Origin of the sequence: Mesorhizobium sp. AA22, from assembly GCF_001672375.2 — a bacterium.
GTDB classification, from domain to species: Bacteria; Pseudomonadota; Alphaproteobacteria; order Rhizobiales; family Rhizobiaceae; genus Mesorhizobium; species Mesorhizobium wenxiniae.
This window is the reverse complement of sequence record NZ_CP048406.1, coordinates 6,111,545-6,138,426: the sequence shown is the minus strand read 5'-3', so window position 1 is coordinate 6,138,426 and position 26,882 is coordinate 6,111,545. Positions and strand designations below refer to the sequence as shown.

The 26,882-nt window shown below is 60.3% G+C and carries 14 protein-coding genes and 5 pseudogenes; 15 read left to right on the top strand and 4 right to left on the bottom strand.

The features are described from left to right. Positions 1-196: 196 nt before the first annotated feature. Complete coding sequence (locus A9K68_RS29090; RefSeq protein ID WP_065010712.1) at positions 197-1,414, bottom strand: MFS transporter; 1,218 nt, start codon at positions 1,412-1,414, stop codon at positions 197-199. Positions 1,415-2,047: 633 nt separating this feature from the next. Between A9K68_RS29090 and nifH the strand changes: the two genes are divergently transcribed. The 9 genes from nifH (at position 2,048) to A9K68_RS29045 (ending at position 11,911) form a co-directional block, all read left to right on the top strand. Next, positions 2,048-2,941, top strand: a complete 894-nt coding sequence (nifH, locus tag A9K68_RS29085) for a nitrogenase iron protein (RefSeq protein WP_065010720.1) — start codon at positions 2,048-2,050, stop codon at positions 2,939-2,941. 92 nt (positions 2,942-3,033) lie between these two features. Then, complete coding sequence (gene nifD / locus A9K68_RS29080; protein ID WP_065010711.1) at positions 3,034-4,536, top strand: nitrogenase molybdenum-iron protein alpha chain; 1,503 nt, start codon at positions 3,034-3,036, stop codon at positions 4,534-4,536. Positions 4,537-4,667: 131 nt separating this feature from the next. Next, positions 4,668-6,209, top strand: a complete 1,542-nt coding sequence (nifK, locus tag A9K68_RS29075) for a nitrogenase molybdenum-iron protein subunit beta (RefSeq protein WP_065010710.1) — start codon at positions 4,668-4,670, stop codon at positions 6,207-6,209. 62 nt (positions 6,210-6,271) lie between these two features. Continuing rightward, on the top strand, positions 6,272-7,774 hold the full coding sequence (gene nifE / locus A9K68_RS29070) for a nitrogenase iron-molybdenum cofactor biosynthesis protein NifE (RefSeq protein WP_065010709.1): 1,503 nt from the start codon (positions 6,272-6,274) through the stop codon (positions 7,772-7,774). Then, positions 7,771-9,153: a nitrogenase iron-molybdenum cofactor biosynthesis protein NifN gene (gene nifN, locus A9K68_RS29065; protein WP_065010708.1), complete on the top strand. Its 1,383-nt coding sequence runs from the start codon at positions 7,771-7,773 to the stop codon at positions 9,151-9,153. Before nifE ends, nifN begins: the two co-directional genes overlap by 4 nt. Continuing rightward, positions 9,119-9,616, top strand: coding sequence for a nitrogen fixation protein NifX (gene nifX, locus A9K68_RS29060; RefSeq protein WP_163603092.1), 498 nt, complete (start codon positions 9,119-9,121; stop codon positions 9,614-9,616). The genes nifN and nifX overlap by 35 nt, the downstream gene beginning before the upstream one ends. 17 nt (positions 9,617-9,633) lie before the next feature. Beyond that, positions 9,634-10,113 (top strand): NifX-associated nitrogen fixation protein, encoded by a 480-nt coding sequence (locus tag A9K68_RS29055; protein ID WP_065010706.1) that lies wholly within the window; start codon positions 9,634-9,636, stop codon positions 10,111-10,113. A 27-nt stretch (positions 10,114-10,140) separates the two neighbouring features. Next, positions 10,141-10,926, top strand: coding sequence for a response regulator transcription factor (locus tag A9K68_RS29050; protein WP_141246642.1), 786 nt, complete (start codon positions 10,141-10,143; stop codon positions 10,924-10,926). Positions 10,927-11,023: 97 nt separating this feature from the next. Beyond that, a complete protein-coding gene (locus A9K68_RS29045; protein ID WP_065010705.1) occupies positions 11,024-11,911 on the top strand; it encodes a universal stress protein in 888 nt (295 codons plus the stop codon). Positions 11,912-12,437: 526 nt separating this feature from the next. Here A9K68_RS29045 and A9K68_RS29040 read toward each other — a convergent pair. Continuing rightward, positions 12,438-13,100, bottom strand: a complete 663-nt coding sequence (locus A9K68_RS29040) for a hypothetical protein (RefSeq protein WP_141246643.1) — start codon at positions 13,098-13,100, stop codon at positions 12,438-12,440. 192 nt (positions 13,101-13,292) lie between these two features. Here A9K68_RS29040 and A9K68_RS29035 point away from each other — a divergent pair. The 3 genes and pseudogenes from A9K68_RS29035 to A9K68_RS29025 form a co-directional block, all read left to right on the top strand. Then, positions 13,293-13,570 (top strand): annotated as a pseudogene (locus A9K68_RS29035) (oligopeptide/dipeptide ABC transporter ATP-binding protein); the annotation flags it as partial. Positions 13,571-14,222: 652 nt separating this feature from the next. After that, a pseudogene (locus A9K68_RS29030) lies at positions 14,223-15,209 on the top strand (NAD(P)-binding domain-containing protein). Positions 15,210-15,667: 458 nt separating this feature from the next. After that, positions 15,668-16,834 carry an FAD-binding oxidoreductase gene (locus tag A9K68_RS29025; RefSeq protein ID WP_065010702.1) on the top strand — a complete coding sequence of 389 codons (1,167 nt, stop codon included), beginning with the start codon at positions 15,668-15,670 and terminating at the stop codon, positions 16,832-16,834. A 403-nt stretch (positions 16,835-17,237) separates the two neighbouring features. Here the strand turns inward: A9K68_RS29025 and A9K68_RS29020 are convergent, their stop codons facing one another. Then, positions 17,238-19,019 carry an acetolactate synthase 3 large subunit gene (locus tag A9K68_RS29020; protein WP_082982609.1) on the bottom strand — a complete coding sequence of 594 codons (1,782 nt, stop codon included), beginning with the start codon at positions 19,017-19,019 and terminating at the stop codon, positions 17,238-17,240. Between the two features lie 188 nt (positions 19,020-19,207). Between A9K68_RS29020 and A9K68_RS32555 the strand changes: the two genes are divergently transcribed. Together A9K68_RS32555 and A9K68_RS29010 are read left to right on the top strand one after the other, a co-directional pair. Continuing rightward, positions 19,208-19,567 (top strand): hypothetical protein, encoded by a 360-nt coding sequence (locus A9K68_RS32555; RefSeq protein ID WP_156768484.1) that lies wholly within the window; start codon positions 19,208-19,210, stop codon positions 19,565-19,567. 347 nt (positions 19,568-19,914) lie between these two features. After that, positions 19,915-20,265 (top strand): annotated as a pseudogene (locus A9K68_RS29010) (SMC-Scp complex subunit ScpB); the annotation flags it as partial. Positions 20,266-20,883: 618 nt separating this feature from the next. Here the strand turns inward: A9K68_RS29010 and A9K68_RS29005 are convergent. After that, positions 20,884-21,255: pseudogene (locus A9K68_RS29005) on the bottom strand (LysR family transcriptional regulator); the annotation flags it as partial. A 3,109-nt stretch (positions 21,256-24,364) separates the two neighbouring features. On the opposite strand from A9K68_RS29005, the pseudogene A9K68_RS29000 reads away from it, so the two are divergent. Beyond that, positions 24,365-26,687, top strand: a pseudogene (locus A9K68_RS29000) (prolyl oligopeptidase family serine peptidase). The last annotated feature ends 195 nt before the right edge of the window (positions 26,688-26,882 follow it).

Sequence of the window (26,882 nt, the reverse complement as noted above, 5' to 3'; positions counted from 1 at the left end):
CCGCGAACGGTGAAACCGGCGAGGCGAGGCGCCCGGCACTGGTCCAGGCCCCATCGGGTGGTAGCCGCGACCCAGGTCATATCTAGGCGAGACGAAGGCCTGAACCGACAAAGTAGTCGTGGGCGGGATCGCGCCGCGCGGCTGGTGCGGCTGCATCGCGAGCGCTGAGCTGAAGGTCTTTCCCGTCAGAGGTTGGTTAGGTTGCGCGTTTCGGGCCGAATAGGAACACCGTGAGGGCTGCGAGGAACGTGGCAACCGCGCTGTAGGCAAACACACTGGCGACGCCGACATTGTTCACAAGCAAACCGCCGAAGATCGCGCCGGCTGCGATGGCAATCTGGAACGTTGATGTCATCAGCACACCGGCGCTTTCGGCCTGCTCGGGAACGGCGCGCAGCACCATCCAAGTCTGTACCCCCACCGGCACCGCACCGAAGCCAAAGCTCCATACAGCAACCGCAATGGCCGAGGCGGAGGCCGATGCTCCAGGCATCAGCAATGAGACAGCGGCTATCGCCATGAGCAGGGGCGGCAGCGCCGCGACTGCCTTGAGGCTGTGTTTCGCCAGGAATGCGCCGGCTAAATTGCCGAAGAAGCCGCATACGCCGGAAACGAGCAACAGCAATGAGATCGTCTCGATTCGGAGGGCGGGAATCTCCTCGAGGTAGGCCCGGACATAGGTGAAGCTGGCGAAGTGCCCAGAAGCGACCAGCAGTACGACCAAAAGCGCGACCCTGATAGTTGGCTTCTTGATCACATTCAGCAGACCGCGGAGTCCAGCCATTTCAACCGGCGGCAACGTCGGAATGGTTACGAGTTGCACCAGCAATGTAACGCCATTGACGGCTGCGGCGATCATAAAGGTGGCTCGCCATCCCCAGATGTCGCCTACATAGGCGCCGACTGGAGGCGCGCAAACGATAGCGACCGAAACGCCGGTGAGGATGATTGATAGGGCGCGCGGCAGGAGATGATTTGGAACCAGCCGAATCGCCAGCGATGCCGAAATCGACCAGAAGCCTCCAAGCGCAATGCCGAGCACGACGCGTGCCGCTAGGAAAACCGGCAGCGACCACGCGACACCCGCCAGAACGTTGGACAGGATCTGAAGCAGCATCATCGCCCACAGGACGATCCTGCGGTCCAGGCGCTTTGTTATGAAGGCGATCGTCGGCGCAGAGATCGCCGCAGCAATCGCCGTCGCTGTCATCGTCTGTCCAGCCGCACCCTCTGTGACATGCAGATCATGCGCGAGCGGCGTCAGTACGCTGGCAGGCAAAAGCTCTGCCGCCACCAACCCGAAGGTGCCCAGGGCAAGCGATATGACCGCGCCCCATGCGGGACGAGATCGTTGATCCGGCTTTTCTGGGCCGTGCAGAAAAATCTCCATGAAGCCTGTCGCGGATTCGGTCATGAATAAGCTCGCCAGCTTGGGTGCAACTGCAACATGGGTTCGCTGCAGCGACCCGCATTCATGGAGCACGCCGTTGCCGGCGGCGTCGCACGAAGGGAATGTTCATCGCTGCCCGACATGTTGTGACAGCGCCGCGTGCAATATCAGTGCCGGTTCTCCGAGCCGGACGAGGATGTGATCGTCGGCAGTCGTCGCATCAGGCATGTTCCATGCCGACTTCGCGGGGGCCAGTCTCGAACCAGCCATGCGCAACCAGCTACCGAGCACGCACGTCTGATGTCCCGCGGCGGAGGCGCGCAAGCCGGTCGCTTTGCCGCCGCCTGTATGCAGCCAAAGGTCGGCTCTAGCTCGAGGGCCCGAGTTCTTCAGGTGTCGGTCTCGAAGCTGACGCCTTGTGTCGGGCATTGTCGGGTTCGCTACAGGGCTTGTTACGACAATCATTTGTCTGGCAGCAAACACTTGTTGAAGCTCAGGCTAACTCGCGGGACACAAACGAAAAAATCCCTGTTCGTTATCAGCAAGTCTACTTGGCACGAGTCTTGAGACCCTTTCGGTGTGAGGCTGCAAAAGCTGCCCATCGGCATTCATATTGCGGCCAGCCGCGACGGATGGAACGAAGGAAGGAAATCTATAATGTCAGGTCTGCGTCAGATCGCCTTTTACGGAAAGGGCGGCATCGGCAAGTCCACCACCTCCCAAAACACACTCGCCGCCCTGGTCGACCTCGGGCAAAGAATCCTCATCGTAGGCTGCGATCCCAAAGCCGACTCCACCCGCCTGATCCTGAACTCGAAGGCTCAGGATACTGTCCTGCATCTGGCGGCACAGGAAGGTTCGGTGGAAGATCTCGAGCTGCAGGACGTGCTCAAGATTGGCTACAGAGGCATCAAATGCGTGGAATCCGGCGGCCCGGAGCCGGGTGTTGGCTGCGCCGGCCGAGGCGTCATCACATCAATCAACTTCCTCGAAGAGAACGGCGCCTACGACGATGTCGACTATGTCTCCTACGACGTGCTCGGCGACGTGGTTTGCGGCGGTTTCGCGATGCCAATTCGCGAGGGGAAGGCGCAGGAAATCTACATCGTTATGTCCGGGGAGATGATGGCGCTCTATGCCGCCAACAACATTGCCAAGGGCATCCTGAAATATGCCCATTCGGGGGGCGTGCGGCTCGGAGGGCTGATCTGCAACGAACGTCAAACCGACCGTGAGCTCGACCTCGCTGAAGCCCTGGCTTCCAGGCTCAACTCCAAACTCATCCATTTCGTGCCGCGCGACAACATCGTCCAGCACGCCGAGCTCAGGAAGATGTCAGTTATCCAGTATGCGCCGGATTCCAAGCAGGCCGGAGAGTATCGCGCGCTGGCCGAGAAGATCCATGCCAATTCTGGCCAGGGCACCATCCCGACGCCGATCACCATGGAGGAGCTCGAGGACATGCTGCTCGACTTCGGCATCATGAAGACCGACGAGCAGATGCTTGCCGAGCTTCAGGCCAAGGAAGCGGCCAAGGCGGCCGCCCAGTAACGACCGACATTGGTCGCCTCTCGAGTTGGGGCGCCTTGCAAAGAACGGCGCTTCATCGGTGAGGCGTCATCAGACACCTTGAAAGGGGTCCCATGAGCCTGGAATACGAGAATGATGGTGCTCTCCATGCGAAGCTTATCGAGGAGGTGCTATCGCAATATCCCGACAAGGCGGCGAAGCGCCGCAAAAAACACCTGAGCATCGCAAAGAGCGGGGATGAGGCTGGCGGGGAAAGTGAGATCCTTTCCGAATGCGACGTCAAATCGAACATCAAGTCCATCCCCGGGGTGATGACAATACGCGGCTGCGCCTATGCCGGCTCAAAGGGGGTGGTCTGGGGCCCAGTCAAGGATATGGTCCATATCTCGCACGGCCCCGTCGGTTGCGGCCAATATTCCTGGTCACAGCGCCGCAACTACTACGTCGGCACAACGGGCATCGACACGTTCGGGACAATGCAGTTCACCTCCGATTTCCAGGAGAAAGACATTGTCTTCGGCGGTGACAAGAAACTGGAACAGATCATCGACGAGATTGAGGTGCTGTTTCCGCTGAACAACGGCATCACCGTGCAATCCGAATGCCCGATCGGTCTCATTGGTGATGACACCGAGGCAGTTTCTCGCAAGAAGGCCAAGGAGTACAAAAAGACCATCGTGCCGGTGCGCTGCGAGGGGTTCCGCGGCGTCTCGCAATCACTTGGCCACCACATCGCCAATGACGCGATCCGCGACTGGGTCTTCGACAAGAAGGACGTCGAGTTTGAGGCCGGTGCTTACGACGTCAACGTGATCGGCGACTACAATATTGGCGGCGACGCCTGGGCCTCGCGCATCTTGCTTGAGGAGATAGGATTGCGCGTGGTCGGCAACTGGTCGGGCGACGCAACACTCGCCGAGATTGAGCGCGCGCCAAAGGCCAAGCTCAATCTTATCCACTGCTACCGCTCGATGAACTACATCTGCCGGCATATGGAGGAAAAGTATGGCGTCGCCTGGATGGAGTACAATTTCTTCGGACCGTCCCAGATCGAAACCTCCCTGCGCAACATAGCCAAACATTTCGGGCCGGAAATCGAGGAGAAAACCGAGAAGGTGATCGCCAAGTACAGACCGCTTGTCGACGCCGTCATATCCAAGTACCGGCCGCGTCTCGAAGGCAATACCGTCATGCTCTACGTCGGCGGCCTGCGCCCCCGCCACGTCATCACAGCTTACGAGGACCTCGGCATGGTCATCGTCGGCACCGGCTACGAATTCGGGCACAACGATGATTATCAGCGCACCGGTCATTACGTAAAGAACGGAACGCTGATCTACGATGACGTTACCGGCTACGAGTTGGAGAAGTTCATCGAGGGAGTTCGCCCCAACCTCGTGGGCTCTGGGATCAAGGAAAAATACCCGGTGCAGAAGATGGGCATTCCGTTCCGTCAGATGCACTCCTGGGACTATTCGGGACCTTATCACGGCTATGACGGCTTTGCCATTTTCGCGCGTGACGTGGATCTTGCTATCAACAATCCGGTCTGGGGTCTCTACCAGGCCCCTTGGAAAGAACGCCCGCCCCGTGGGCGGGCGATAGCTGCCGAATAGGCGCCCTGTCCTGGCCTAGTCCCCCAGAGAGACCATGAACCCCGCGAGCTTGTGAGCCTCGGGATTACCGGAAACGTCTCGACCTATCTGAGCTGCCGAATGGCGCGGCCAGATTACAAAGAGGAATACCAATGCCGCAGTCGGCCGAAAAGATTCTCGACCACGCTCCCCTGTTCCGCGAGCCGGAATACAGGCAAATGCTCGCCGAGAAGAAGCTGAATTTCGAATGTCCGCACCCGGATCAGATCGTTACCGATCAAGGCGAATTCACCAAGACCTGGGAATACCGCGAGAAGAACCTCGCCCGAGAAGCGCTTGTGATAAATCCCGCCAAGGCCTGTCAGCCCCTCGGCGCGGTATTCGCGGCTGCGGGCTTCGAGCGGACCATGTCCTTCGTCCATGGCAGCCAGGGCTGCGTAGCCTATTACCGCTCGCACCTGTCGCGCCATTTCAAGGAGCCTGCTTCGGCGGTTTCCTCCTCGATGACCGAGGACGCGGCAGTATTCGGCGGCCTGAAGAACCTGGTCGACGGGCTCGCCAACACCTACCAGCTTTACGACCCGAAGATGATCGCAGTTTCGACGACCTGTATGGCGGAGGTCATTGGCGACGACTTGCACAGTTTCATCGAGAACGCCAAAGACGAAAATTCGGTCCCGCGCGACTTTGACGTGCCCTTCGCCCACACGCCCGCATTCGTCGGTAGCCATGTCGACGGCTATGATGGAATGCTGAAGGGCATTCTGGAGCACTTCTGGAAAGGCCAGGAGCGCACGGAAGCCAAGGGAAGCATCAACGTCATTCCGGGCTTCGACGGCTTCTGCGTTGGCAACAACCGGGAACTCAAGCGCCTGCTCGACGTGATGGGTGTGTCCTACACCTTCATCCAGGACGCGTCTGACCAGTTCGACACGCCATCGGACGGGGAATACCGCATGTATGACGGCGGCACGAAGATCGAAGAGGTAAAGGCAGCACTCGACGCCGAGGCGACGGTTTCACTGCAGTACTACAACACCCGAAAAACCCTCGACTATTGCGGGCAAGTTGGGCAGGCCACGGCTTCCTTCCATTATCCGCTCGGCGTCCAGGCGACTGACGAGTTCCTGATGAAGATCTCGGCGCTTTCCGGGAAGGAAATCCCCGAAGCAATCCGGCTGGAGCGCGGCCGACTGATTGATGCCATGGCGGACAGCCAGTCCTGGCTGCATGGCAAGAAATACGCGATCTACGGCGACCCGGACTTCGTGTACGCCATGGCCCGCTTCGTGATGGAAACGGGGGGCGAGCCGACACATTGCCTCGCCACCAACGGCACCTCGGCGTGGGAAGCCGAGTTGAAGGAACTGCTCGCATCATCGCCCTTCGGCAAGGACGCTCAGGTCTGGGCGGGCAAGGACCTTTGGGCTATGCGGTCGCTGCTCTTCACCGAGCCAGTGGACCTGCTGATCGGCAATTCCTATGGCAAGTATCTGGAGCGCGACACCGGCACGCCGCTGATCAGGCTGACGTTTCCGATCTTCGACCGGCATCACCACCATCGCTTTGCGCTCATGGGCTACCAGGGCGGGTTACGCGTGCTGACGACGATCCTCGACAAGATCTTCGACAAGCTCGATCGCGAGACGGGCCAGACGGGCGTGACGGACTATTCCTATGACCTCACCCGCTAGAACACACGGCCGGCTTTTCGCCCAGGCGGGTCGTTGCCGAATTGGCTTTGGGAACTGACGCGATGACCTCGCTCAGTGCCAAGATCCAGGACGTTTTCGACGAGCCTGCCTGCGACAAGAACCGTGGAAAGGATGCCAAGGCGCGCAAGGAGGGCTGCACAAGCCCGCTGACGCCGGGAGCGGCAGCGGGCGGTTGCGCGTTTGACGGGGCCAAGATCGTCCTGCAGCCGATCACTGACGTTGCGCACCTGGTCCATGCGCCGCTCGCCTGCGAGGGCAATTCCTGGGACAACCGCGGTGCAGCTTCGTCTGGGCCCAGCTTATGGCGCACAAGCTTCACGACCGACCTTACCGAACTTGATGTAGTGATGGGGCAGGGCGAGCGGAAGCTCTTCAAGGCGATTCGCGAAATCAAGGAAGCGTATGCGCCGCCCGCAGTCTTTGTCTATTCGACCTGCGTGACGGCGCTCATCGGCGACGATATCGAGGCCGTCTGCAAACGCGCCGCCGAAAAATTCGGCTTGGCCGTGGTCCCGGTCAATGCGCCGGGCTTGGCCGGCTCCAAGAACCTCGGCAACAAGCTCGCCGCCGAGGCGTTGCTCGACCATGTCACCGGCACGGTGGAACCCGACGACGCCGGGCCGTACGACATCAACATCCTTGGTGAATTCAACCTTTCCGGCGAATTCTGGCTGATAAAGCCGCTCCTCGATCGGCTCGGGATCCGGGTTCGCGCCTGCATTCCGGGCGACGCGCGCTATCTCGACATTGCCTCTGCGCACCGCGCCCGGGCGGCTATGGTGGTGTGCTCGACGGCCCTCATCAACCTAGCCCGCAAGATGGACGAGCGGTGGGACATCCCTTTCTTCGAAGGCTCCTTCTACGGGATTTCAGACACTTCGGAAGCACTTCGCAAAATTGCTGAGCTGCTGGTGAGGAAGGGCGCCGATCCGGAGATCCTCGACCGCACAGAGACGCTGATCGCTGAGCAGGAGGCGATTGCATGGGAGAAGCTCGAGGCCTACCGGCGGGGGCTGCAAGGCAAGCGCGTGCTGCTCAACACGGGTGGTGTGAAGTCCTGGTCGGTCGTCCATGCGCTGATGGAGATCGGCATGGAGATCGTGGGCACCTCGGTCAAGAAATCCACGGTCGAAGACAAGGAGCGCATCAAACAGATCCTCAAGGACGACAACCACATGTTCGAGCAGATGGCACCGCGCGACCTTTACGCCATGCTCTCAGAAGGTAAGGCCGATATCATGCTGTCGGGTGGGCGCACGCAATTCGTCGCGCTCAAGGCCAAGACGCCCTGGCTCGACATCAACCAGGAGCGCCAACACCCATACGCCGGTTATGACGGCATGGTGGAACTCGTACGCCAGATCGACCTCGCCATTCACAACCCGATCTGGTCCCAGGTGCGGGAGCGGGCCCCGTGGGATTGCCGGCCTGATGTGAAGGACGAACAGCCGAGCACGAAGAACGAGACCGCGACGGTGCACGCTGCCCAGGAATTCGCCGGCACGACGCCGACGATTTCGGCTGGTGTTGAGGAAATCCGATGACCCGAATCCTTGCCCAGACCAAATCAGCCTCGGTCAATCCACTGAAATCGTCACAGCCGCTGGGTGCCGCCTTGGCCTTTCTCGGCATCGACGGCGCAGTGCCGCTGTTCCACGGCACCCAGGGCTGCACCAGCTTCGCCCTCGTGCTGTTCGTGCGGCATTTCAAGGAAACGATCCCCCTACAGACCACCGCCATGGATGAAGTGACAACCATCCTCGGCGGGTCGGACAATCTGGAAGAGGCGATCCTCAATCTTAAGACTCGCACGAAGCCAAAGCTGATCGGGGTCTGCACGACGGCGCTGGTGGAAACCCGTGGCGAAGATTTCGCAGGCGACATCGCCGACATCAGGCTGAAACGGGCGGAAGAACTCGCGGGTACGGAGATCGTGCTGGCCAACACGCCGGATTTCAGCGGCGCCCTCGAAGAGGGCTGGGCCAAGGCTGTCACCGCGATGATTGAAGGCATTACGCGGCCTGGCAAGCGGGCGCGCCAGTCAAAGAAGATCGCAATCCTGCCCGGCTGGAACCTCACTGTGGCTGACATCGAGCATTTGCGCGAGATGGTTGAAAGCTTTGGGCTGCACCCGGTGATTTTGCCGGACCTCTCAGGCTCGCTTGACGGTACTGTACCAGACCACTGGGTCCCGACCACCTATGGCGGTACGAGCGTCGAGGACATCCGCGAGCTCGGCGCGGCCGAGCACTGCATTGCCGTCTGCGAGCATATGCGCCGGCCGGCCGAGGTGCTGCACAAGGTGACCGGTGTCCCTTACGTGCTGTTCGAGTCACTGACCGGATTGAAGGACGCCGATCAGTTTGTTTCCCTGCTGTCCACGATTTCTGGCGAGTCTGTGCCGGCCAGTGTGCGCCGCGGGCGGGCGCAATTGCAGGATGCGCTGCTCGACGGACATTTCCATTTCGGAGGCAAGAAAATTGCTATCGCTGCTGAACCAGACCAACTCTATCAATTCGCAACCTTCTTCACGGGCATGGGCTCCAAAATCGCGGCGGCGGTCACGACGACCGATATGTCGGAAATTCTGGAAAAGGTACCGGCGGAGTCGATTCAGATCGGCGATCTCGGCGATTTGGAAACGCTTGCCGGCGGCGCTGATCTTCTGGTCACCCATTCACATGGACGCCAGGCGTCGCAGCGCCTTGGCATTCCGCTCATGCGCGTCGGCTTCCCCGTGTTCGACCGGCTCGGCAGCCAGCACAAGCTCTCAATCCTCTATCAAGGGACCCGTGATCTGGTTTTCGAGGTTGCCAACATGTTCCAAGCCGACCTGCATGCGCCGACGCCTGAGGAACTTGATCCATTCCGCAAGCGGGAAACGCCAGGTGGGCCCCGTTCGTCGCCTCTCACTCGTCACTGACGAGGTTCAAGGTCCGATGCGTGAACGACAAGCAGGCGCTTTGCGCGTGGCAATCGCAACCCAGGACATGAAGGAGCTCAATGCACATTTCGGGTCCGCCAAGCGCTTTGTCATCTACGATGTTACGCGCGAGGAATGGAACCTCCTGGAAGCCTTGGCCTTCGACGACGTCTCCGACGAAAGGGGGAAACATCGGACCGAGGGGGATGACCGCATCGCACCGAAGGTGGAAGCGCTGAAGGGCTGCCATCTCCTGTTTTGTCTGGCGATCGGCGGACCTTCGGCAGCCAAGCTTGTTTCGGCAAAGATCCATCCGATCAAGGTGCCGCAGCCACAACCCATCCAAGAGGTGCTGTTGCGCACGCAGACGATGCTGAGGACATGTCCTCCGCCCTGGCTGCGCAAGGTGCTGGCTGAGGCAGGTGTCGCCGGAGAGAAACCGTCCTTCGAGGACGAGGACTGAAACGAGGAAAGAGCGAAATGTTTGAAGTCGCGGTTAGCCCTGCTGTCAACGAGGACGAGGCGGCCCTTGCCAGCCCGTTCGTCAAATGCCTCGTGCGGTTGATCCGTGCTCAGGACTCCCACGGGTCATGGGACGGCAAAGCGGACGCCGAGTTGCTGGCCGACTTCATCGTCAGCAAGGAACAGCGCCGTACGATTCCAATAATCGGCGATCCCGATCCGGACGTGCTGTGGAGGCTCGACAAGTTTTACACTGCCGTCGCCCTTGCGATCGAAGAGCGCTCCGGCCTGATGGCATCGCCGATGATCGAAATGAGCCATGAGGGCTTCGGGCGCGTGCTTTTCACCGCCGGGCGTCTGGTCGTTCTGTCCAAGACCCTGCGCGACGTGCATCGGTTCGGCTTCGAGACCCTCCGCAAGCTCGCCGAGGCCGGCACGAGACTGGTCGGCGACGCAATCGCAGCCATCGAAACCTATCCCGAGGTAGCGCGCGCGTGATGAGAGCAGCTTTCGAGGGAAGGGGTCATGACAAGTCTTGAGCAGCCGCCATGGCCAGCCTGCGCAGCCGACGCGGTCCGGGCCGATGGGGCTCTTGAGGTAGCGCCGATGAAGCCACTTGTCCTGATCTGCTCGCATGATACCGAGTTCTATCTGTTCCTGAGCCACATACTGGAGGTGGACGGCTTCGCCAGTGAGCCGGCAGGCGGCGCCAAGGAAGCGCTTGCATTGGCCGACGAACGGGAATTCAAGGCCGTGGTGCTGGACTGCGGGCCAGCGAGCATAACCGGGTCTGCAATCTGCGCCCGGCTCAAGCGCGAGCCCCGGACCGGCCGGCTGCCGATTATTGCCCTGATCGCGCCCGGCGCCGAGAACCAGCACCTCGATCTCCTGAAGGCTGGCATTGACGAGAGCTTTGTGCGGCCGATCGCCCCGGCCAAGCTGCTCGACTGTCTACGGGAGAGGCTGGCGCTCACGAAGCGGGGCGCAAATGGTCTTGAAAACGGCGGCTGGCTCTCCTGTGGCGGCCTCGAGATGAAGCTCGACGCCCACCGGGTTCGCGGCAATGGCCACGACATCCACCTCGGACCCATCGAGTTCAACGTGCTGCGGCTTATGATTGAAGCTCCCGGGAAGGTCTTCAGCCGGGACGAACTTATCGGCGCGGCCTGGCCGCCCAACATCCATGTCGGTGCACGCACCGTCGATGTCCATATCAGCCGGATCAGAAAAGCCCTGAAAACGGCTTCGCCCGGCAGCGTCATTCGCACCGTCAGGTCGGCTGGCTATTCGCTCGAGAAGCCGGACGACTGAATCAAGTGCTGGGTGTGGTGCCACTCCCCTCCCGCGCGCGGTGAGCCGGTCTTGCGGCCTGAAACGCCCTAAACGAATACTCAGGAGAAGCAGGCAAATGGCTTTTAAAAGCGTACTCTGTGTGACCGGCGCTGACAATTCCGATCAGGACGTTAGAACTGCCGCCGGGTTGTGTGCCGAAGTCGGCGCGCACCTTTCCGTACTGATTATGCCGCCTCCAATGCTCCTAATGTCGTATCCGTCGATCGGAGATGGTGTCCCCGAGTGGCCTGGAGGACGTGGACAGGCAATTGCCAGATTGAACGATCGGTTTCGGCAAATCGATCGATATACACAGGACGTGGCCAGACTGGAAAAACGCTCCAAAGATATCCAGAGACTGCTGAGAGCTATGTCGCTCGCCTATGACGTTGACACCGACTATTGCGATCCGGCAAGCCTCGGCGAAGTGGCACGACAGCGGGCGCTCTGCGCCGACCTCACGATCATCGGACCGTGTCTCCTCAATGACGAGAATCTCGGACCTCCTGTTGTCAACGGCTGCTTGTTCGATACGGGAAGGCCGGTGCTCGTTGTGCCGAAGGGCACTGAGGCGACCTTGTGGCCACGGCGCGTCCTGGTCGGTTGGGATTCGCGAGTCGAGGCGTCCCGTGCGGTTCGGGAAGCGCTGGGTGTCTTATGCGCTGCTGAGGAAGTTCGTGTTGCCCTGGTCGATCCGAAGGCGAACTATAACGGGAACGGCGCGGAGCCTGGAGCCGACATCGCTGCCTATCTCACTCGGCACGGTGCTCGGGTGTCGGTTGACCTGTTGCCAAGTGCCGGCAAACCGGCGGCCACGGTGCTTGCGCAGCACGCAATCGACACGTCCGCCGACATGATAGTCATGGGCGCTTATGGCAGCCGTCGGCTGCGTGAGCGGCTGTTTGGCGGTGTGACCAGATGGATTTGTGAAAAGCCGACATTGCCGCTGTTTTTGGCTCGATGACGGTCCGGTGCCGCACGGATGCTGTTCGAAGCTCTACCGTGATGCCCGCATTCATACCGTAGATGCGCTCCATCGAAACAATCATTGAACATGAAAAGCATTGCTCGGGAGGCGACGCCCGCCGGAAATCTCTCCAGTCATGCGCAATGCGGAAAGTGGAACGGAGTCCTCCCAGTTCTGATACCCAGGGTACACCACTCAATTTAACCGCTCGCTTTCCTGGCGCATCCTGCAGCACCACGAGCTGACGATTGTGCTCGCGACCGCGGGACGCATTCGATCCGCAGCTTTGTCGAGGCTGCCTTCAGGCATGTTGGGAGGGAGATCGTCTGGAAGGGGAAGGCGTTGACGAGGTAGGCCGCGAGTAAACAGGCGCTGATCTGAATAGAAGCGGCTATTTCGGTCCATGCCGAGGTGGACCTGCCGATTGGCGAGGGCTGCTAAGGCGGCCACCAAGCACGGTTGGAAGCCAAAGACGACTTTGATGAGCTCGTCTAGTGTCGAGACCGATTGTCACGCTTCGGAATCACGGTCGTTTAAAGGGAAAGATAATGATCTCGCCGGAGGGCAAACGCGTCTGGTCTCCGGACACGGCCGGGATGGTTGGGGTGCGCAGTGGTGCGCCGCTATCCGGCGCGCCCGAGGCAAAGGCCCTACGTGGCTTGCCGTTGTAAAACCAACTCGCCGGATAGCCGGGCACTACGCCGGCGTTGTCAACGGAGTTCGGGCCAAAACCGTCTCTGTAGAACCCCACCGTATGAAAGATGAAGGTATCTAGTTCGATATCGACGAGAACGATGATGTGCGCCTTCCACCCGAACCTCGGGTCGAAGCCGCTCATCCGGTCCTGGAGCCGTGTGTCAACGCGCGCGGTCAGATAATCCTTGCTGCTTCCAGCGTAGAGAACATCTGCGCCGGATCCGCAGAGCTTGTCATTGTCCCTGCCGAAAATGCGCGGTTCGTCGCGGCCATTGTCAGCGGAGAGTTCGTCCCATGCCTTCTCGCCGCAGGATCCGTGATAGCTTTCCCGGGTCAAAGACTGGTCGTCGCCTCCGCAGTCGGCGATCCGGTCGATGCCACTAGAACCCAAGCTAACATCGTGACGCTCGTTGCCGAAGGCTTCGGAAGCTGGTTGACCGCTAAGAAATCGTTTCAGCTGTAGGATGAGTTTTTTGATCTCAATTCTCACAGACTGCAGCCCACCACGCGACGAAGCGCCTCCATATATCGCTCGTCGAGTCATCGCTCTAATCGATTGCCATTATGCTCTCATTTGCACGATGAATGTTCCCACCTGCATTTCGCCTTCCCGCCGACAGTGCGCATGGCACTGCGGCGGCCCACGGGTGGCCAATCATCTGAACATTCAAGATGCCAAACCGCCAACCGTGTGGTGGTCACGTATCTCGGCCACATCGTCGAGCAGACATTGTCGCCGCCCTACCACCCCTATACCGATGCACTTTTGTCGGCGATCCCGATTGCCGACACCTGTGTGGTCAAGAAACACATTGTGCTCGAAAGCCACATTTCCTCGGCGATGGATCCGCCGAGCGGCTGCCCCTTCCAGACGCGCTGTTCGCGCAAGCATCTGGTTCCCAGAGAAATTTGTGAGCGCGAGGTTCCGCCCGTCCGAATGCTGCCGGTAGCCATAATATCTAGTGCCACCTACCGGACGACGCGGTCTTCGCAGTGATGGAGCCGGTCATCAAACTCAAGCCTTAGCCCGAAGAGGAGGCGGGTGAGAGAGGCGGGATCGGGATAGGATCAATTCGGTCGTGTGTGCGCCAGCTGCTGTGCGGCCGTGTCGACGTCTCTACAGCCTCCATCGCTGTTAAGTCGCCATCCGGGTCGACTTAGGCGCGGCGCGCCTGCCGGTGCCCCTCCTCACCCGACAGGGCCCCTACTTTCAACCAAACCAATGACCGAGACGAATTTCCCGAAGGCCCCCCACGGGATCTTCTTGGGTAGAGATCGCCGAAGACAACGGCGTCGGCAACGCACGCCGACGTTAGGAACAAAGGATCTGAGCGGGAACGGCAAAAAATTCAGACATCCGTTCGATCACTTTTCTCCAATGGTGCTGATCCGGGACATCCCGTCCGTTGCACATCATCGGCAATCCCTCCGAACATTAGGGACAGGCTAACCCTTGGCACAGGAAATGCTGATTTTCGCATTTGGGTCCATTCAGTAAATCGAGAATCAGACCGCCGCCGCATTCGCAGAAAACTGGGTAGGAAGATAAGGACGATATGACTCTTGAAAAGAGGACACGCTTGTCGTCGGCGGCGGCCAAGCGGGAGTGGCTATGAGCGAGCACCTGAGCAAGTGCGGGGTGCCTCATCTAATTCTTGAACGCGGCCGGATTGCCGAACGCTGGCGCTCGCAGCGGTGGGACTCCCTCGTTGCCAATGGCCCGGCCTGGTATGACCGGTTCCCGGGCATGGAGTTTCCGGGAACCGGTCCCGATGACTTTGCCTCCAAAGGAGGAGGTCGCCGACTATTTTGTCGCTTATGCAAAGCAATTCAATGCGCGATCCGCTGCGGCGTGGAGGTCAAGCTCGGGCAAAGCAATGTCGGGCGGCCCGGATTCCGCGTCGAGACGTCGGACGGCGTGATCGAAGCCAACAGCATCATCGCCGCGACCGGACCTTTCCAGATCCCCGTCACGATCGCCCGCCGCGGGCCTATCGCGGGTGCGACTTCTAATGGTGGCTGGGCGTCCTCGGCAAGTAGGACACTGAGACCCCGGGATCCGGCACCGAACACGTCACGGTCGCGGTGAGCGGCGCGCGCGGCGGCGAGACGATCGACTTCGGTCGTCTGGCCGCGCAGGGGCTTACGCTCCTCGGTATGAGAGCAAGTACCAGGACGGCGTGATGAGCTTCGCGCCCTATCTGGCGAAAAACATTGCCCGCGGCGACGCAAGCTTGATGTCGCTGCTGGATGAAACCGACGCCTATGTCGCTCGCAACCGTCTCGACCTCTCGGAAGAGCCCGCGGCCCGTCGGATCGACCAGGATCCGGAATGCGGGACCAATCCGGTCCGCGAGCTCGAACTGGCCGAGGCCGGGATAGCGGCGATCGTCTGGGCGACAGGCTTTGCTGTCGACTGCAGCTGGCTGAAGGTCGACGCCTTCGACGAGAAGGGCCGGCCAAGGCACCACCGTGGTGTCTCGAGCCAGCCCGGCTCTATTGCCTGGGTTTACCTTGGCAGTCGCAAAGAGCGTCCAGCTTCTTCTGGGGCGTCTGGCATGATGCCAGACACGTGGCCGACCGTATTTCGACGCAGTGAAAATATCTGGCCTGCCATGCTGCCGCGGAGGGCCAGCCCGTGGATGCCTGACCTGACCTGCCCGGCCTGCGGTGTGGAAGGGTCACTGGCGCGAGCATCCATCTGCCCGCATCGTCGGTTATCCGACAATGTCGGGTTCCGGACGAGCTGGATTCGAGAACTCATTGCTTGGGCAGACTTCTTTTCCGGCACGCTTCATGCATGGGAGTTTCGAACGCATTTGTGAGACATCATCCCATGATAGCCCCTCGAAGAACGAGCCGCGCCCGTTTGAAAAGCCAAATCCGGCATGGGCCTCGGCATCGTACTGGCCCTCTTGAAAGGGCATGATGGCACGATCCGCCTGATTGACTCCGAGCGCGGCACGCGCTTCGAGATCATCCTGCCGGCTGTATGAATTGGAGCCTGATCAGCAAACCGGTTTTCGGGATCATGCTTTAGAACTGGAGAAGCGAAAAGTGCGCTACGACGTCGTCATCATCGGCGGAGCCATCGTCGGCTCCTCGATCGCCTATTATCTGCGCGCGGAAGGGTTTTCGGGCTCGATCGCGCTGGTCGAGCGCGACCCGCAGTTTGCCCATGCGGCGACGACGCTGTCCTGCGCTTCGATCCGCCAGCAGTTTTCGATTCCGCAAAACATCCGGCTGTCGCAGTTCACGCTGAAACTGTTCCGGCGGCTGACGGAAGAGTTCGGGGCCGACGCCGATATCGGTTTTCGCGAAGGCGGCTACCTCATCCTTGCCGGCGAGAACGGGTTGCCGATCCTTGAGGCCAACCACCAGACGCAGTTGGCCGAGGGCGCCGACATCGTGCTTGAGGATGCGGAGGCGCTCGTCCGCCGGTTTGCATGGCTGTCGGCCGAGGGCATCACCGCCGGCGCCTATGGCCTCAGCGGCGAGGGCTGGTTCGACGCGCATGCCATGCTGATGCTGTTCCGCAAGGCGTTGCGCGACAAAAAGATCGATTTCATCACCGCCGATGTGACCGGCATCGAACGGCAGGCCGACCGTGTCACCGGCGTCGGCCTCGACAATGGCGAAAGGCTCGACGCCGGCATCGTCGTCAACGCCGCCGGGCCGAATGCCGGAAAAGTTTCGGCAATGGCCGGACTGGTGCTGCCGGTGGAACCGCGCAAGCGCAATGTCTTCATCTTCGAGGCGCGCGAGAAATATGACGACATGCCGCTGCTGGTCGATCCCTCAGGCATCTATGTCCGGCCGGAAGGCTCGGTCTACATCACCGGCGGGGCCGAACCGGAAGACGGCGACGGCCCCGCCGATCCCAGCGATTTCGAACCCGACTGGCCGCTGTTCGAAGAGGTAATCTGGCCGGTGCTGGCGACCCGCATTCCGGCCTTCGAGGCGATCAAGCCGACGCGCGCCTGGGCCGGTCATTACGACTACAACACGCTCGACCAGAACGCGGTGATCGGCCCGCATCCGCAGGTCGGGAATTTCCTGTTCGCCAACGGTTTTTCCGGCCACGGCCTGCAGCAGGCGCCGGCGGTCGGCAAGGCGCTGGCCGAGCTGATCGTGCATGGCGGCTACCGCACGGTGGACTGCTCGGCGTTTGGGTACAGCCGAGTCGCTGAAGGGCGGGCATTCAGGGAATTGAACGTGATCTAACGCTGGCGTGACAGCGCCCCCCCTCTGGCATGCCGGCCATCTCCCCGCAAGGGGAGATCGGCAGCTTCACTGGCGGCTCCAAACTTCAGCCTTGGAGATTGGCGAAAGCAGCGATGACGGCCAATCTCCCCCCACACGGGGCAGGGCTATCGCATTTGAGTCATGAGTTGGAAGAGATAAGCATCGTTCCAGCCTGCACGCATCATTTTGCCACGCATGGTGTCCTTTTTGCTGTCCGTTCGAAAGGTATTAAGGCCAAAGCGCCAAGCGAGGTTTTCGGGGCCGTGATCCTTTCTGGTCCGGCAGTCGTCCTCGCAGAAGACCTCGTCGAGCTGCCAGTGCAGGCCATTCTCGACATCCCAGTGACGGCGCACGACGGCGAGCAGGACTCGCGTCCGCCAACTTACACCAGCTCCCTGCCCTTCGCGTCGATCGCGTTGGCAACCACCTCGTTCGTGGCCTCGTCGGGCAGCAGCATCTCGTTATGCGCCTTGCCGGACGGGATCATCGGGAAGCAGTTGGCAAGTGTGGCGACCCGACAGTCGAAGATCACCGGCTTCTTCACCGAGATCATTTCCCTGATCGCGTCGTCCAGCTCGTCCGGCTTCTCGCAGCGGATGCCATGGCCGCCATAGGCTTCGGCAAGCTTGACGAAATCCGGCATCGCCTCGGTGTAGGAGTGCGACAGCCGGTTGCCGTGCAGCAGCTGCTGCCACTGCCGCACCATACCCATATACTGATTGTTCAGGATGAAGATTTTTATCGGCGCTTCGAACTGAACCGCGCAACTCATCTCCTGGATCGTCATCTGCACCGAGGCGTCGCCGGCAATGTCGATGACCAGCGAGTCCGGATGCGCGATCTGCACGCCCAAAGCCGCCGGAAGGCCGTAACCCATCGTACCCAGCCCACCTGAAGTCATCCAGCGGTTCGGCTTCTCGAAATCGAAATACTGCGCAGCCCACATCTGGTGCTGGCCGACCTCGGTGGTGATGTAGGTGTCGAGATGTTTGGTCAGCTCGGAGAGCCGCTGCACCGCATATTGTGGCATGATCACCTCGTCGTTGGGCGTGTAGGCCAATGAATCGCGGGCGCGCCAGCGGGCGATCTGCTCCCACCACGGATGGAGCGGCTTCTTGTCGGCCCTTGCCGTCGCGCGCCACAGCCGCACCATGTCTTCCAGCACGCGGCCGACATCGCCGATGATCGGCACGTCGGCGCGGACGTTCTTGTTGATCGACGACGGATCGATGTCGATGTGGATCTTTTTCGAGTTTGGCGAGAACGCGTTCAGCCGCCCGGTAATGCGGTCGTCGAAGCGCGCGCCGATGCAGATCATCACGTCGCAATCGTGCATCGCCATATTGGCTTCGTAGGTGCCGTGCATGCCGAGCATGCCAAGCCAGTTCTTGCCGCTGGCCGGATAAGCGCCGAGACCCATCAGGGTCGAGGTGATGGGAAAGCCGGTCAGGTCGACCAGTTCGCGCAGCAAATGGCTGGCTTCCGGGCCGGAATTGATGACACCGCCGCCGGTATAGAGGATCGGCCTTTTCGCGGCGGCCATCAGCTCGACCGCCGCCTTGATCTTTTCCAGGTCACCCTGGACCTTAGGCTGGTAGCTGGTGCGCGGCGCCGTCTGCGGCGGCACATAGATGCCCTTGGCGAACTGCACGTCCTTCGGGATATCGACAACGACCGGGCCGGGGCGTCCTGTCGTCGCGACGTGAAAGGCCTCATGGATAATCGCCGCGAGATCGTTGACGTCCTTCACCAGCCAATTGTGCTTCGTGCAGGGCCGCGTGATGCCGATCGTGTCGCACTCCTGGAACGCATCCGAGCCGATCAGCGAGGTCGGCACCTGACCGGTCAGGCAGACCAGCGGGATCGAATCCATCAACGCATCCTGCAGCGGCGTGACCGCGTTGGTGGCGCCCGGCCCCGATGTCACCAGCATGACGCCAGCCTTGCCGGTCGAGCGCGCATAGCCCTCCGCCGCATGACCGGCGCCCTGCTCGTGACGGACGAGGATGTGCTCGACCTCGTCCTGTTGGAAGATTTCATCATAGATCGGGAGAACCGCGCCGCCCGGATAGCCGAAAACATGCTTGACGCCATTGTCCTTCAGCGCCTGCACCACCATTTCGGCACCGGTCATTTCGCGCCGTTCGTTCTGTCCACTGCTCATCGGTCTGGTCCCGTATTGTCCGCCATCGGGCGATTGCTGGTCGTTTAGTCGTGTTTCGGGCAATAAAAAAGGCCCCCGAGGGAGCCTGTATCTGCGCATGGGGGGTTTTCGCCCGGCGGTTACACCGCCTTGCCCACACGCTTTCCTACTACGAGAATGAGTGTCATCTTCATGGGCGCGGAGACTAATTGCGGGAAAGGCATGGTGTCAATGAGCAAATTCGACACCTCTGCCTATCGGCTTTAATTGCTAAAGAAGCGGCCGAGAGCGTCGGCCGTCTGTTCGGGAATCCCTTCCGGGAAAAAGTGGCCGCCTTCAAGCTTCTTGCCTTGAACGTCATCCGCCCAGGCCCGCCAGAGCGCGATCGGTCCGCCTTCTGCGGCATACCAGGTATCGATTGGTCCGTTGGCGCTCCAAACGGCGAGCAGGGGAATCCGGCGGCCGCCGGCCCAATCCGCCCTGTCGTGCTCGCGGTCGATTGTCGCTGCCGCTCGATGTTTCTCGCAGATTGCATGGATGTGGTAGGGATCGCGAAGGCGTCGACATAGGCTGCTTGGACTTCAGCGGAAAATGCGTCGGGCGACGAGCCCCATTCTCCGAGCGCATTATCAATGATGGCATCGGCGGCTGCGGACACGATGCGCTCGGGCAACGGCTCGGGCTGCGCCAGCAGCGACCATGGCCAGAATGCCAATACGAGCCTCGCGTCGGCCTCTCCCAGGTTGTCTCCGTCGGCAGGACGTCGAGCACGGCGAGCCGGTTGATACGGTCAGGATGGTCAAGCGCCATGCGATAGGCGACGCGTCCCCCGAAACGAAGAGGGCGGACGGCGGAGGAAGAGTTGTTCGATCGCGAGCTGGAACACTTGCCGGCAGAGGCGCGCTGGCGCGAATGGATGCACCGGGTGGAAGCGATGATTTTTGCTGCGAGCGAGCCGGTCGGCCGCGAGACGCTCGCCCGCATCGTCGGCAAGAATTGGGGCATCGAGCTGCTCATTGACGACATTCGCGAGGAGCTGCGCGGCCTGCCCTACGATCTGGTCGCGATCGCCGGCGGCTGGCAGCACCGTAGCCGGCCTACGCCGATGCCATTCATGTCGCGTCAGGCGAGAGCGAACAGAGCAGCGATCTGTCGCAATCGGAGGCGCTGGTGCTGATGACGATCGCCTATTTCCAGCCGATCACCCGCAGTGAGCTGTCGAGCTTCTTTTGGCCGTGAGATCAGCCGCGATCTGATCGCCAACCTGTTGGAGAACGATGCGGGACGCTTGAGACAGATTAGAGGCAGTTGGGTAGACGGACATGCGCTCGACATCCACACGACGGGAGGTGTCTATCTCGGCGTGAACGAGACGGGCACGACGTCTATGACACTACGCGCTTCGAAGTCGGCGAGTTGCTCTACCGCTTGAAAATATCGCGCTGATCTTAAGGCTGCAGAGGAACTGGTCGCGATGGCCGCAGCCTACATCGCACCAAACGCGGCGAATTTCGATGTGCCATCCCGGTTGCGAACTGCATCGTGACCACGCGCCCGCCGACACAATTGAAGGGCGTAGTTGATCCACAGCGCCGCCGCGAACTGCAGTTGTGTGCGTCAAGTTCTTGTGTGGATGCCAGCCATTTTGCAAGGAGGAACCTGAAGCATTGGACATGTGATCGAGTGCGGGCATGTGTCAGGCCTTGATTTGCGGCCGTTCCATGTGCCGCGGGCCGGTATGGTGATGCGCGGATCAGGTCCAAATCAGCAAAGCGAGCTTGCGTGGGCTCTCAACTTGACTCTGGTTTTCCTGACCCCGATCTGATCGATCATTTGCCCATGCAGTTCATGCCTTCATTGTATTAAATATTCGTAGAAACGAGCCGGTGACGATGTCGAGATTTGGCGCGTGCTCGCGCAGCAGGGGTAGGAGAGGCGGCAGCAAGATCAGGGCTTGATGGTCGGGTATCGGCATTATTGTCTTTAATCGCCATCCCCCCTGGCGGTTCAACATCCCGCGGAGCGCATCCAACACCGGCGGCAGCATTCGGGCCAACCGTTCGGCCTGCGGCGTCGGGACCAAGCCGCTCGAGCCGCGAACCAAAAGATCGTCATTGAAAATCCCACGCAGCCTTGTCAACGCTCGGCTCATCGACGGTTGGCTCAAGCGCACGTGCCGAGCCGCATGCGTGACGTTGCGGTGCTCCAGCAGCGCCTCAAGAGACAACAGTAAATTCAGGTCAATGGATGCCAGCATTTGATGTTGCCGTGCGGCGTGAGCGCCCTCGACAATCAGTCGTGGCCGCTCGTTTGAAGGAACCTGCCGACTGCAAGAGAGCTCACCCATGTCTTTTTCCTCTTGTTTTAATATGGAATGTGCTCAAGCTAACGTCTTGAGATCTGGCGTGCGGTGTAGGTCGATGCTGCTTAGCACATCAGCGATGTCGCCAACCGGGTGGGTCGACATATTCAATACACGGGGTCTCGATCAGCGAAGCGATGACAGTCGAATGCTCGACACCGACGGACCCGGCGACGAGAGCCCTTATTGCGGATCGGCTCAACTAGTTTGACGAGGGGCCGCAGCCGCAAGTTCGTCGCTCCCGTGCCAGCACAATCGGCTACAACCGACCTGGGTAGTTGGTCTGCGGTCTTCGCCATCGGGGTTACCACAGCACATTAACCACGCCTCGGCGAGGCCGGAATGCTGCCCTGATTCACTTGGTCGCGATCAGCCTCATGCTGGCAAGTCCGCCGCCTAGAGCTTTGCGAGAAGCCGTGGCACCATCGATAGGATATCGTGGCCGTGGAGACTGTTCTTCATTGCGCTCCAACGGTCTTTCCGTTCCTCTGGCGACATGCGAAATGCCTTTTCCGTGGAGGCCGCCACAGCCTCTGGGTCATAGGGATGGATAAGCTCATAATGTTCTTGATGGTCACTCCTGTTAACTGCTAGCTCTTGGCTTTGATCACAACCACGTTAGGAGCGGTCAGCAGGTGGGACAATCTCATTAGGCGCATGGCAGAATAGCACACACAAATAGGAACTAAGCGGGGCAGGAACTGAATTCCCAAAGCTTCGGTTTTGGATCATGGAGCGCGGCCGCCGCAACTATCCTGCGCAGCCAGCCAGGCCGAAGTTTCATCGACGGTGGCGGTGGTGGCAGAACGGGAGGAAAGGTTCGCGGCAAAGTGATTGTTCCTCACTTTGAAGGCGCTGCGTCTCAGTCTACCCCATGGTGGGAGAAGGTGGATGGGCGGGCGGCGCCGAGCCGGATGAGCAACCGTTTTCATGTTGCCGGGCCTCAGTTGAGCGTCATCGTTGGCTGGATCCGGGAGACCCGCGGCGGCAGCTTTCGGCGAGGTGATCATGGAACGATTTCTCCTTGGTCCGCGACGTGTCTGCGAATCACGGCGCATGTACCGTGCCAAGTGTGAAAACCGTTCAAACGCAAGGTGATGAATTCGCCTCAGCTACGTTGCGTATCCGATATTGTCGGACATTGGACAGGACCGAACGCAAAGCCCTCGCGGTGAGACGATATGTTGCTCGTGCGGAAGAGGATTGAGCGCTACTGCCGCGCAAATGGGATAGGATGTGCCTCGAACTGGCCGCGAGCACCTGAGAGCGTTGGAATTTGAGTGCGAGCTGGTGAAGGCCTGGAGACGATGGTGATCGGCGAGGTGGGCTTCCTCGATCGGCAGGCCAGGATCGCTACGAGCAGAGGAGTCAGGAGCGGTTCGGTTGGCCGGGAAGGGAGATGGCCGCCAGGCGACTCGCAGTGGAACGGTGCTGCATCGAGCATTCCCGCTCGAACAGATGCATGACCGCCCACCCCGTATTCGGCAATTGGCCGGAGCCGCTTGAGCTGAACGAAGAGCCGCCGTGCAGTGCCGTTCAGAAAGCTCGAATTTAGCGTAGGGGTCTTCTCCACGAGGAGCGTTGGTCCATCATGTGGTCTCATCGGTGGCTCCTTCGACTCAGGTTGAAGATCAGCAACCCGACCCTGCCGGGGAGCATCGATGACCACCGACACGCCGCTCGCTCGCTTCAGCGCTGTTGAGGCGCGCTCGCGAGCGGCTTCGTCACCGCCGACTTACGCCACTCAGCAAGGCACGCCCCCGCATTCCGCTTTTTCTGCAGTCTAACAATGTCGGGTATGGCCACGGCGGTTTGCAGCTATCCTATTGAAACCGAATAATTTCAGATTTGGCACGGAACATGCGCAAATAGCTGCAGACGCATGAGTAGAGGAGAGACAGCATGGTGCCGAGACATCCTGATACGCGGGAGTACGTGCGATTCCGGGGCGCGATACCACCGGCCGCGGACTCGAGGTAGGTCGTCGGCATGCGATGTGCCGGTAAGATGCGGCGACTGTTTTTGACATAGGTGGCGCTTTTTGGCCTGACGGCGGGCGCCACCGCTGCCGAGGTGCCGGTGATCGCCGAGTCTGCGTCGGTAGCCGGGGCGGCCTGAGTCTTTTCGTTCGAGGGTGGACTCACGCTACTGGTACAGTACCGGCGAAGCATCGAAGAACCTTTACGATTCCAGCGGCATGTCGCTGCTCTCGTGACTCACCTATGACCATCTCGATGCGCACTCGGAGGAAGTATTCTTCAATGCCATCCACAATCCGACTGGCATTTTCCTCAAGGGCCTCCTCGGTGCGGGCGGGATTACGGAGGGGTCTTTCGTCGACGAGGATTGGCTGGCTGGGGGCTCCCATTCGAGCACGTTAGCGATCAGGACTTCTCCGCGAGAAGGGCTCCGGTTATGAAGGAGCCCCTTAGGGCAGTACTCCCTAGAGCACGCATGTTGCCCGTCAGGAAGTCTAGCCACACAGTCGAGGAAGAGGGGCAATTTGACGCCCCGCGACATGTCGGGTGGCATTGTCCGACGCCCGACGAATGTCGGACATGCGACATAGCCGGTTCGATCGGTTGCCTTGTATCTAAACGGGTTTTTCCTTTGGCGCGCATATTGCTTCGTGTCATCCGACCGACTTCATGCGGAGAGCGTCGACATGTGCACAATGATTTCTGCCGCCGCGACATCCGGCGTCCTACAGCATGACTTTCCAGATGCAGAAGAAGAAAGAGGCCGTGATCGTCACGTGTGATCGGGCGTTGAGAATTCCCTGATTGTAGGCATCGAAGATCCCTTATTGGCGCGGACGCCGACTCTGGAATCGGTCACCCGACCAGTTCCTGGATGTTCTCAAGGAACTCTCTGTGATGATGACTGCGGCCCTGCTGCACCCGCCTGGAGGCTCTCCTCCAAGGCGACTCTCGGCGGTGCTGCGGACCGGCGTGAGAAGCCAAATCCAAAATGCGTATTCCGAAAACCGAAAGAAGTAAGAGACATGGACGAGATTGGCGCTTTGACCCTCGGGCTACTGGTTCAGCGGGCATCGGGATCGGCAACCACTCAGACGCTGCCCAACGGTTCGAACGGTGCACATTCCCCGCCAGCGCCGGCCGATTTTGAGCGGGCACTTAACATAAACGACCGCTATAGCGGACTCACTGTCAATCTCCCAGAAATGCCTTTCTGGCTGACGGGGGGTGAAGCCTTCGTCTACCGCCTGACTAGCCACGGCAAGCGCCAGTTCATGCTGGTCGATGTCGCCACGGGCGTGAAGCGGCCGCCCTTCGATCAGGCCCGTCTGGCGGCGGCGCTAAACGGGGCGAGCCATAAGCGGTATCAGGCCGACGATCTTCCCTTCGAGCGTTTCGACCTGACCGAGGATGGTCGCAGGCTCGACTTCCAGATTGAAGACACCTGGTGGAGCTGCGACCTTGTAAGCTATGACTGTACCAGCACCACATTGGATTCGGACGACCCGGAACTTTGGCCGCTCGGCCACCTATACACGCCGCCGGCGCAGAACGACCCCGACAACTGCAGCGCGTCGCCCGACGGCAAATGGATCGCCTATATCAAGAACCACAATGTTTTCCTGCGCAGCAAGGACGGATTGCAGGATGTTGCGCTGAGCCGGGATGGATCCGAGGGCAATCACTACGTCTTTTCGACACTGAGCTGGTCGCCGGACTCGCGCCATCTCGCGGCCTACCGTGTTCGCCCCGGCTTCAACCGGGTGGTCCCCTACCTCAATTCGTCGACGGACCGGTTGCAGCGCGAATATTCGGCAATGGTCTATCTCAAGCCGGGCGATGTCCTTCCGCTGCCCCAGCCGGTCCTGTTCGACATTGCCGCCCGCCGCCAGATCGTGATCGACAACGCCCTGTTCTCCAACCCCTTCAAACTTTCCGCTCTCCAATGGTGGGCAGACGGTCGCGGCTTCACTTTCGAATATAACCAGCGCGGCCATCAGCTCTATCGGCTGGTCGAGGTAGACGCCGCCACAGGGCGCGCACGCTCGCTGATCGAAGAGACCAGCACGACCTTCGTTGATTACCGGCCGCTGGTGATGAACCAGCGCCGCACCGGGAAAATCTTTCGCTACGATGTCGATGACGGGAAGGAGATCATCTGGGCATCCGAGCGCGACGGGCACGAGCACCTGTATCTGTTCGACGGCCGGACCGGCGCGCTCAAGAACCAGATCACCTTCGGTGAATGGGTGGTCCGCGCGGTCAACCATGTCGATCCGGTCAAGCGCCAGATCTGGTTCGAGGCGAGCGGGAGGAACCCGGGGGAGGACCCCTATTTCGTCCATGCGTACCGCATCGGCTTCGACGGTGAGGGGCTGACTGAGCTCACGCCCGAGCCGGCCAACCACCATGTCGAGTTCTCTCCCGACGGCCGCTACTATGTCGATCTCTGGTCACGCATCGATCTGCCGCCCCGCATGATGCTCTACCGCGCCAGCGACGATGTCAAACTCATGCAGGTGGAGACCGCCGACATGTCCGAGCTCGTCGCCGCAGGCTGGCAGCCGCCACGCAGCTTCCACGCCAAGGGGCGCGACGGCAAGACTGATATCTGGGGCGTGATCACCTGCCCGCCAATTTCGATCCGAAGAAGAAGTACCCGGTGGTGGAGAAAATCTATGCCGGGCCCCAGGGCTCCTTCGTCCCAAAATCCTTCTCAAGGCGGACAGAGCCGCTCACGCAACTGGGCTTCGTCGTTGTGCAGATCGATGGCATGGGTACCAACAACCGCTCACGCGCCTTTCATGACGTTGCGTGGAAAAATCTGAAGGACGCAGGCTTTCCCGATCGCATTCTATGGCACAAGGCGGCCGCCGCGAGGTATCCGTGGTACGATATCTCCAATGTCGGCATTTTCGGCGGGTCCGCAGGCGGCCAGAGCGCGGTGAGCGCGCTACTCTTCCATCCCGAATTCTATAAGGTCGCGGTCGCCAACAGCGGCTGCTACGACAACCGGATAGACAAGATCTGGTGGAACGAAAGTGGATGGGGTGGCCAGTCGGCATTGAATATTCCCAATCCTCCGCCATCGACAATGCTTACAGGCTGCGGGGCAAGCTGATGATCGTCGTGGGCGAAATGGACCGCAATGTCGACCCGTCCTCCTCGCTGCAGCTTGCCGACCGACTCATCAAGGCGGGAAAAGATTTCGACATGGTCTATGTGCCTGGTGCCGATCACGGCGCGCCAGGCATCTATACTAAGCGCAAACTCCTGGACTTCTTCGTTCGCAACATTCTCAGGCAGACCCCACCCGACTGGAACGCCACACCAGTCGAGCTCGAATAAGACAAATCGTTACGATCGATGGCGCCGGTAGCTTGTGCCTCTTGCAATTGTTCGCTCGCCTTCATGGCTGTAATCAGGGGGACGCGCGAGCAGATCGTCCCCGCTCGACGAGCGTGTGCGTCTAACACTTGCGCTGCGTAGCGAGGATAGGCTCGCCGCGACAATATCGACGCGTTGGGTCGGCAGCACAATCTA

Coding starts and splice junctions, on each gene's coding strand:
- A9K68_RS29020 (WP_082982609.1), bottom strand. CDS start 19,019: ATGAGCAGTGGACAGAACGAACGGCGCGAAATGACCGGTGCCGAAATG.
- nifD (WP_065010711.1), top strand. CDS start 3,034: ATGAGCCTGGAATACGAGAATGATGGTGCTCTCCATGCGAAGCTTATC.
- nifN (WP_065010708.1), top strand. CDS start 7,771: ATGACCCGAATCCTTGCCCAGACCAAATCAGCCTCGGTCAATCCACTG.
- A9K68_RS29090 (WP_065010712.1), bottom strand. CDS start 1,414: ATGACCGAATCCGCGACAGGCTTCATGGAGATTTTTCTGCACGGCCCA.
- nifH (WP_065010720.1), top strand. CDS start 2,048: ATGTCAGGTCTGCGTCAGATCGCCTTTTACGGAAAGGGCGGCATCGGC.
- A9K68_RS29045 (WP_065010705.1), top strand. CDS start 11,024: ATGGCTTTTAAAAGCGTACTCTGTGTGACCGGCGCTGACAATTCCGAT.
- A9K68_RS29055 (WP_065010706.1), top strand. CDS start 9,634: ATGTTTGAAGTCGCGGTTAGCCCTGCTGTCAACGAGGACGAGGCGGCC.
- nifE (WP_065010709.1), top strand. CDS start 6,272: ATGACCTCGCTCAGTGCCAAGATCCAGGACGTTTTCGACGAGCCTGCC.
- A9K68_RS29050 (WP_141246642.1), top strand. CDS start 10,141: ATGACAAGTCTTGAGCAGCCGCCATGGCCAGCCTGCGCAGCCGACGCG.
- nifK (WP_065010710.1), top strand. CDS start 4,668: ATGCCGCAGTCGGCCGAAAAGATTCTCGACCACGCTCCCCTGTTCCGC.